Source organism: Nonomuraea sp. NPDC004354 (genome assembly GCF_053602555.1).
In genome coordinates this window covers 24,104-30,684 of record NZ_JBSGDV010000039.1, presented here as the reverse complement: position 1 = coordinate 30,684, position 6,581 = coordinate 24,104, and the positions used below count along the sequence as shown (strand labels likewise).

Below are 6,581 nucleotides of genomic sequence, written 5' to 3'. Positions count from 1 at the left end.
CCGCTACGACAAACGCGCCTACATCTTCCTGGGAACCGTCACGGTCGCAGCCTTGGTCATCTGGCTCCGCACGTGATCCAGGAAACAGCTCCTAGTCGCAGTCCATCGTGTCGGCGGGCGTCGTGTCGTGCTCGCCCCTGACGGCGTCGGGCCTGACCTCGCCCGCGGTCAGCACGTAACCGGTCTCGGCCTGGTTGGTCGCGGCCGCGAAGATGACCCCGAACACCTTGCCGTCGACGGTCAGCAGCGGGCCGCCCGAGTTGCCCGGCAGGACCTTGCCGCGGATCGCGTAGACCTCGCGCTCGACCTCGTTGGCGCGGTAGATGTCCGGCCCCTTGGCCAGCTGCTTGATCCTGATGCGGGCCGACTCGGCGGTGAACCCCTGCCCCTTCGGGAAGCCCGCGATGATCGCGTTGTCGCCCTTCTCCGCGGTGCCCTCGAAGGCGAGCGGCTGGATGCCCAGGTTCGGGACGTGGAGGATGGCGATGTCACGCTTGGGGTTGTAGACGACGACCTCGGCGTCGCGCGACCGTCCGGCCTGGTCGGTGATCCTGAGGTCGCGGGTGACTCCGGCGACCACGTGAGCGTTGGTCATGATGCGGTCGGGGGCGTAGACGAACCCGGTGCCCTCGATGCGCTTGCTGCAGCTCGGCGCGGTGCCCTGCACCTTGACGATCGCCTTCTGCGCCTTCTGCAGCCGGGGCCCCTGCAGCTGGCTGCGCGGCGCGGGCGGCGGCACCTCGACGAGCGGCCCGTTGGCGATGGCGTCGAAGACGGGCGGGAACTCCGACCTGTCGATGAAGTCCTTGAACGGCTGCTGCCAGTTGCGCGCGGCGTCGGGCACGGCCTCGTCGACCGTGCTGAGCAGCAGGGAGTCCTTCACCTGGGTGCTGAGCACGGTGAAGGAGGTGGAGACGACGAGCGAGCCGATGAGCCAGGCGATGACCAGCACCGACAGCGCGCTGGCGAACGTACCGCCGACCGCGTCGGCCACCCGCGCGGGCTCCCACGTCACGTGGCTGCGCACCACCGCCCCGACGGTCGAGGAGGCGAACTGGCCGATCGTCGCGGCCAGGAAGACGATCACGATCGCGAGCAGCGCCTGCTCGGTCTCGCCGTCGACCACCGCCCTGGCGATGGGCGGCGCGATGTACACGCCGAGCACGGCCCCGCCGACGAACCCCACGAAGCTCATCGCGCCGATGATGAAGCCCTGACGGTAACCCGAGATGCCGAAGGCGATCACGAGGCCGATCAGGATGAGGTCGAGCAGATCACCGCGCACGCTTCAAAGGTATCCAGCGATACGGTCAAGCGTGAACGTCTTCCGCTAGGACCCGCCGTACGGGGGCAATAGCCTGCCCATGATGCGCGATCTCATCGAGGCGGCTCTCGACGACACCGATCCCGGCGGACCGGTGCGCTGGCACGTGATCTCCACGCTGCAGGAGCGCGGGGATCTGGAGACCTTCACCGAGGCACGCCGGCTGTGCGCGGGCGAGGACGTCGCCGAACGCCTGCTGGGCATCGACATCATGGGCCAGCTGGCCGCCTTCAAGGACCGGGCGCTGCCCGTGCTGCGTTTCCTGGCCGCCAGCGAGGACGACCCCATGGTGCTCTTCTCCGTGCTGATCGCCTTCGGGCACCTGGGCGACCCGCGCTCGCTCCCTTCGGTGATCGAGCTGGCCGCCCACGCCGACGCCAGGGTCAGGTACGGCGCGGCCTACGCCCTGCCGAACGTCCTCGGCCGGCCGCCCGATCCCGGAGGGCTGGCGGCGCTGCGCCGGCTCACCCGCGACGGCGACGACGACGTGGCCGACTGGGCGACGCTCGGGATCGCGCTAGCCACGGGCGGCCAGATCGAGGACATCGGGCGGTAGGTCCTCCACCCGGCCCGTGTCCCACGGCCGTTCCAGGCCGCCCTCGCGCAGCACCGCGTCGAGGACCATCGCGGTGAACCCCCACACCAGCATCCCCCGCACCCTGAAGGCCGGGCCTGAGTGGCCGCTCGGCGTGCGCAGCGTGATCCTGTTGGCCGGGTCGACCAGCTCGGCGAGCGGCACCCGCTCCACGGACTCCACCTCGTCGGGAGCCGCGGCGTAGACCGCGCACGGGGTGTGCCACCAGCCGAGCACCGGCGTGACCCGGTTGTCGCTGTGCCAGACGAACAGCTCGGGCAGCGTGCACAGCACCTTCACCCCCTCGGGATCGATGCCGGTCTCCTCCGCCGCCTCCCGCAGCGCGGCGCCCACGGGCCCGTCGTCCTCGGGGTCGACGCCGCCACCGGGGAAGGCCGGCTGGCCCGCGTGCCTGCGGCCATGGGAGCTGCGCTGGATGAGGAGCAGGTCGGGACCGTTGGGGCCCTCACCGAACAGCAGCAGCACGGCGGCGGGGCGGCCGCCTTGCGCGGGCGGGTGCAGGCCGTTCGGTACGGGGGTGTGGACGGCTCGGGCGGTCAGCCTGTCCAGCCAGTCGGGGACGTCGGTCACGCATACCTCCAACGCATCGCGCCGTCGCGGGCTTCCCTGTGTGTGGGGCCACCTTGGCAGGAGTCGGCGCACTCCTCCGGCGGAATCGGGCAACGGCACCACGCCGGGGCCGCGGGTGACCGGCCGGGGACCGGCCGAGGACCGGGCGGGGGTTACGAGAACGGGCCCGGCCGGACGAGCTTGGCGGCCTCGACGGCGTCCGTGGGGCCGGTACCGAACGACGGGCACAGCGCCGCCAGCGGGCACACGCCGCACGCCGGCCTGCGCGCATGGCAGATCCGCCGCCCGTGCCAGATCACCCGGTGGGAGAAGACCGTCCACTCCCGCCTGGGGATCAGCTCTCCCACGATGTGCTCGATCTTCACCGGGTCGGTCTCCTCTGTCCAGCCGAAGCGCCGCACCAGCCGCTGGAAGTGCGTGTCGACGGTCAGCCCCGGCACTCCGAAGGCGTTGCCGAGCACCACGTTCGCCGTCTTGCGGCCCACTCCGGGCAGCTTGACCAGGTCGGCGAGCCGGTTGGGCACCACGCCGCCGTGGTCGGCGCACACCGCCTGGGCCATCCCGATGATGCTGTTGGTCTTCGCCCTGAAGAACCCGGTGGACTTGATGATCTCTTCCATCTCGGCCCGGTCCGCCGCGGCGTAGTCCTCGACGGTGGGATATTTCGCGAACAGGGTGGGGGTGACCATGTTGACGCGCTTGTCGGTGCACTGGGCCGACAGGATCGTGGCCACGAGCAGCTCGAGCGGGTTGGTGAAGTCGAGCTCGCAGTGAGCGTCAGGGTAGGTCTCGGCCAGGATCCTGTTCATCTTCCGAGCCCGCCGTACGAGACCCAGCCGGGTCTCCGACCCCCGCTTACGGTTCGTCGCCATTCCGCAAGGGTATGGCCAGCGCGTTCGTCCCGGGAAACAATCCGTTGAGTAACGCTTTGGGGGGATCAGTCCGTAAACTCCGTGGTGGGAACGTCGTGGCGACCAGCAGGTGGCATCCCCTCAAGCCATTACCCATGGGTCACCTCTGACCTCTGCAGTGGGGTACGTCACAATGACTGCTGAGGAGGCAGAGTGAACACCGAAGACGTGCTGGGCAAGGCCCCCCTGTTCGCCGCGCTCGACCGTGAGAGCGCCGCGGCGCTGCGCACGAGCATCACCGAGGTTCAGCTGTCCAAGGGGCAGACCCTGTTCAGCGAGAACGAGACGGGTGACCGGCTCTACGTCGTTCTCGAGGGCAAGATCAAGCTGTCGCGCACCGCCCCCGACGGCCGCGAGAACCTGCTGAGCGTGCTCGGGCCGAGCGAGATGTTCGGCGAGCTGTCCCTGTTCGACCCCCGGCCGCGTACGGCCACCGCCTCCGCGCTGACCGACGTACGGCTGGCCGGCCTCGGCCACGACGACCTGCGGCCCTGGCTCACCGGCCGGCCCGAGGTCGCCCTCCACCTGCTGCGCGCGCTGGCCCAGCGGCTGCGCCGCACCAACGACGTGCTGGCCGACCTGGTCTTCACCGACGTGCCTGGCCGGGTCGCCAAGGCGCTGCTCGACCTGGCCGAACGGTTCGGCACCAAGACCGACGACGGCCTGCGCGTCCACCACGACCTCACCCAGGAGGAGCTGGCCCAGCTGGTCGGCGCCTCGCGCGAGACGGTCAACAAGGCGCTGGCCGACTTCGCCCAGCGCGGCTGGCTGCGCATCGAGGCCAAGGCCGTGGTGATCCTCGACATGGAGCGGCTGCACAACCGGTCCCGGTAATCCCGGAATTCCGAGGGTTACGACCGGTCCAGGTAGTCGAGCTGGGCGCGCACCGACTGCTCCGCCGCCTGCCACAGCGACCGGTCGACGTCGGTGTAGACCGCCTCCACGATCTCGCGCGGCGTGGTGGCGCCCGCGGCGCGCGCCGCCCTGATCTGGTCGAGGCGCTGCCGCCGGTGGGCGATGTAGGCGTCGAGCGCGAAGACGGGATCGCCCAGCGCGGGCCCGTGGCCCGGCAGCAGCGTCTCCGCCTCCAGCTCCTCGGCCGTGGCGCGCAGCAGGTCGAGCGAGCGCAGGTAGTCGGCCAGGTTCCCGTCGTGCGCGATGACCGTGGTGCCCCTGCCCAGGACGGTGTCGCCGGTCAACATGGCCCGGTCGGCGGGCAGCCAGAAGCACAGGGAGTCGAAGGAGTGGCCGGGCGTGCCGTACACCCTCAGCTCCAGGCCGCCGGCCTCGACCACGTCGCCGTCGGACAGCCCCTCGTCGCCCAGGGTGTGCCGCGGGTCGAGCGCCCGCACGGGCGCGCCGACCAGCTCGGCGAAGCGCCTGGCCCCGCCGCTGTGGTCGTGGTGGCCGTGGGTGAGCAGGATCGCGGCGACCCTGCGGTCGCCCACGTGCTCGGCCACCCTGCGCAGGTGCGGCTCGTCCTCCGGGCCAGGGTCGACGACGACCACCTCGGTCGTGCCGATCACCCAGGTGTTGGTCCCCTCGAGCGTCATCTCCGAAGGATTGGGGGCCAGGATGTTCTCGGCGTGGTCGGTGCGCGTGCCGTCCGGGCCCGCCAGCGGGACGTGGAGGCCACTCATGTCATCAGCCATATCCGGCCGTCGCGCTCGACGGCTCTCGGCATGATGGTGACGATCTTCCGCTCGGCGGCAAGGATCGCGTCGAGGTCCGGATGGCCCGCCAGCTCGGCGAGCGTCCGGTAGGTGGGCGGCATGAGAAAGATCTCCCCCTTGTGCGCCAGCTCGATCGCCTCGGCGGGCGGCTGCCAGACGACCTTGTCCGCCTCCCCGCCCACGTCGCGCGTGCGCTGCCCCTCGGGCAGCACGGCGACGAAGAAGCGGGTGTCGAACCTTTTGTGCTCCACCTCGGGCGTGATCCAGTGCGCCCACGGCTTGAGCAGGTCGGAGCGGAGCACCAGGCCCCGCCGGTCGAGGAAGTCGGCGAAGGCCAGGCTCCTGTCGATCAGCGCGAGCCGGTCGGCCTCCCAGTCGTCACCGGTGGTGTCGGCCACGACGGTGTCGGGGCCGGGCCCGGCCAGCAGCACGCCCGACTCCTCGAACGTCTCCCGTACGGCGGCGCACACCAGGCCCCTGGCGGTCTTCTCCTCGGCGTCGAACACCTCGCCCCACTCCGCGGGCGACGGCCCCGCCCACGCGACGGAGTGGTCGGTGTCGCGCGGATCGACCGAGCCGCCGGGGAAGACGTAGGCACCCGCGGCGAAGGCCATCGTCGCCTTGCGCCTGAGGAGGTAGACCTGCGGCCCCTCGCGCAGGAGCACCACCGTGGCGGCGTCCCGCGCGGGGACCGGCTGGACACGTCCTGCCAGGATGTCTCGTGCGCGCTCCCCGAACTCGCCGGGGAGCGGGATCCCGTTGTCCACATGACCTCCTCTAGAACATCACTCGGTCATGATGGACCTTCTTCTACACTTCCGCTATCAGCTCGACCTCTACCGGGGCGTCCAGCGGCAGGACGGCGACGCCGACCGCGCTGCGGGCGTGCACGCCCGCGTCACCGAGGACGTCCCTGAGCAGCTCGCTGGCACCGTTGCCGACCTGCGGCTGAGCGGTGAAGTCCGGCGCGCTGGCGACGAACACGACCACCTTGACGATCCGCTTGATCGCGGACAGGTCGCCGACCTGCGACTTGAGGGCCGCCAGGGCGTTGAGCGCGCAGATCCTCGCCAGGTCCCGCCCCTCGTCGACGGTCACCTCGGCGCCGACCTTGCCGGTCGTCACCAGCTTGCCGTCGACGATCGGGAGCTGACCCGAGGTGTAGACGTGGTCGCCCGAGCGCACGGCCGGCACGTACGCCGCCAGCGGGGCGACGACCTCGGGCAGGGTCAGGCCGAGCTCGGCCAGCTTCTCCTCGGGGTTCATGCCTTCTCCCTCTTGAAGTAGGCCACCAGGCCCTGACCGTCGGGACCCGGCACGATCTGGACGAGCTCCCAGCCGTCCGCGCCGAAGTTGTCGAGGATCATCTTGGTGTTGTGGATCAGCACCGGAGCGGTGAGATACTCCCATTTCTTCATGAAGGCCAGCGTAGTGAACAGCCCCCCTCCGGACCGCCGCGCGGTGGCCCGCGAGGGCGGCCCAGTGTGAGAAATCTCAAAGGCGGACGG

9 protein-coding genes are annotated in these 6,581 nt (G+C 70.7%); 2 read left to right on the top strand and 7 right to left on the bottom strand.

The window, feature by feature from the left end; all coding sequences use genetic code 11:
• Positions 1 to 91 precede the first annotated feature (91 nt).
• The gene (locus ACWENQ_RS45250) at positions 92 to 1,285 is read right to left on the bottom strand and encodes a MarP family serine protease (RefSeq protein ID WP_354907915.1); all 1,194 of its coding nucleotides are present in this window, start codon (positions 1,283 to 1,285) and stop codon (positions 92 to 94) included.
• A gap of 79 nt (positions 1,286 to 1,364) precedes the next feature.
• Between ACWENQ_RS45250 and ACWENQ_RS45245 the strand changes: the two genes are divergently transcribed.
• Positions 1,365 to 1,880: a HEAT repeat domain-containing protein gene (locus tag ACWENQ_RS45245; RefSeq protein WP_354907916.1), complete on the top strand. Its 516-nt coding sequence runs from the start codon at positions 1,365 to 1,367 to the stop codon at positions 1,878 to 1,880.
• Here the strand turns inward: ACWENQ_RS45245 and ACWENQ_RS45240 are convergent.
• The gene (locus ACWENQ_RS45240) at positions 1,842 to 2,489 is read right to left on the bottom strand and encodes an NUDIX hydrolase (protein ID WP_449915420.1); all 648 of its coding nucleotides are present in this window, start codon (positions 2,487 to 2,489) and stop codon (positions 1,842 to 1,844) included. The genes ACWENQ_RS45245 and ACWENQ_RS45240 overlap by 39 nt on opposite strands.
• Positions 2,490 to 2,641: 152 nt before the next feature.
• On the bottom strand, positions 2,642 to 3,361 hold the full coding sequence (gene nth / locus ACWENQ_RS45235; protein WP_449915422.1) for an endonuclease III: 720 nt from the start codon (positions 3,359 to 3,361) through the stop codon (positions 2,642 to 2,644).
• A gap of 192 nt (positions 3,362 to 3,553) precedes the next feature.
• Here nth and ACWENQ_RS45230 point away from each other — a divergent pair, with 192 nt between their 5' ends.
• Entirely contained in the window at positions 3,554 to 4,234 is a 681-nt protein-coding gene (locus ACWENQ_RS45230) for a Crp/Fnr family transcriptional regulator (protein WP_354907920.1), read from the top strand.
• Between the two features lie 17 nt (positions 4,235 to 4,251).
• Here the strand turns inward: ACWENQ_RS45230 and ACWENQ_RS45225 are convergent, their stop codons facing one another.
• Genes ACWENQ_RS45225 through ACWENQ_RS45210 form a run of 4 tightly spaced genes read right to left on the bottom strand, consistent with a single transcriptional unit; the run spans position 4,252 to position 6,491 of the window.
• The gene (locus ACWENQ_RS45225) at positions 4,252 to 5,040 is read right to left on the bottom strand and encodes an MBL fold metallo-hydrolase (protein ID WP_452419694.1); all 789 of its coding nucleotides are present in this window, start codon (positions 5,038 to 5,040) and stop codon (positions 4,252 to 4,254) included.
• Positions 5,037 to 5,840, bottom strand: a complete 804-nt coding sequence (locus tag ACWENQ_RS45220; RefSeq protein ID WP_354907922.1) for an NUDIX hydrolase — start codon at positions 5,838 to 5,840, stop codon at positions 5,037 to 5,039. Before ACWENQ_RS45220 ends, ACWENQ_RS45225 begins: the two co-directional genes overlap by 4 nt.
• A gap of 43 nt (positions 5,841 to 5,883) precedes the next feature.
• Positions 5,884 to 6,339, bottom strand: a complete 456-nt coding sequence (locus ACWENQ_RS45215) for a RidA family protein (RefSeq protein WP_449915431.1) — start codon at positions 6,337 to 6,339, stop codon at positions 5,884 to 5,886.
• Positions 6,336 to 6,491 (bottom strand): hypothetical protein, encoded by a 156-nt coding sequence (locus ACWENQ_RS45210; RefSeq protein WP_354907925.1) that lies wholly within the window; start codon positions 6,489 to 6,491, stop codon positions 6,336 to 6,338. The genes ACWENQ_RS45215 and ACWENQ_RS45210 overlap by 4 nt, the downstream gene beginning before the upstream one ends.
• Positions 6,492 to 6,581 lie beyond the last annotated feature (90 nt).

Coding starts and splice junctions, on each gene's coding strand:
- ACWENQ_RS45245 (WP_354907916.1), top strand. CDS start 1,365: ATGATGCGCGATCTCATCGAGGCGGCTCTCGACGACACCGATCCCGGC.
- nth (WP_449915422.1), bottom strand. CDS start 3,361: ATGGCGACGAACCGTAAGCGGGGGTCGGAGACCCGGCTGGGTCTCGTA.
- ACWENQ_RS45225 (WP_452419694.1), bottom strand. CDS start 5,040: ATGAGTGGCCTCCACGTCCCGCTGGCGGGCCCGGACGGCACGCGCACC.
- ACWENQ_RS45215 (WP_449915431.1), bottom strand. CDS start 6,339: ATGAACCCCGAGGAGAAGCTGGCCGAGCTCGGCCTGACCCTGCCCGAG.
- ACWENQ_RS45210 (WP_354907925.1), bottom strand. CDS start 6,491: ATGAAGAAATGGGAGTATCTCACCGCTCCGGTGCTGATCCACAACACC.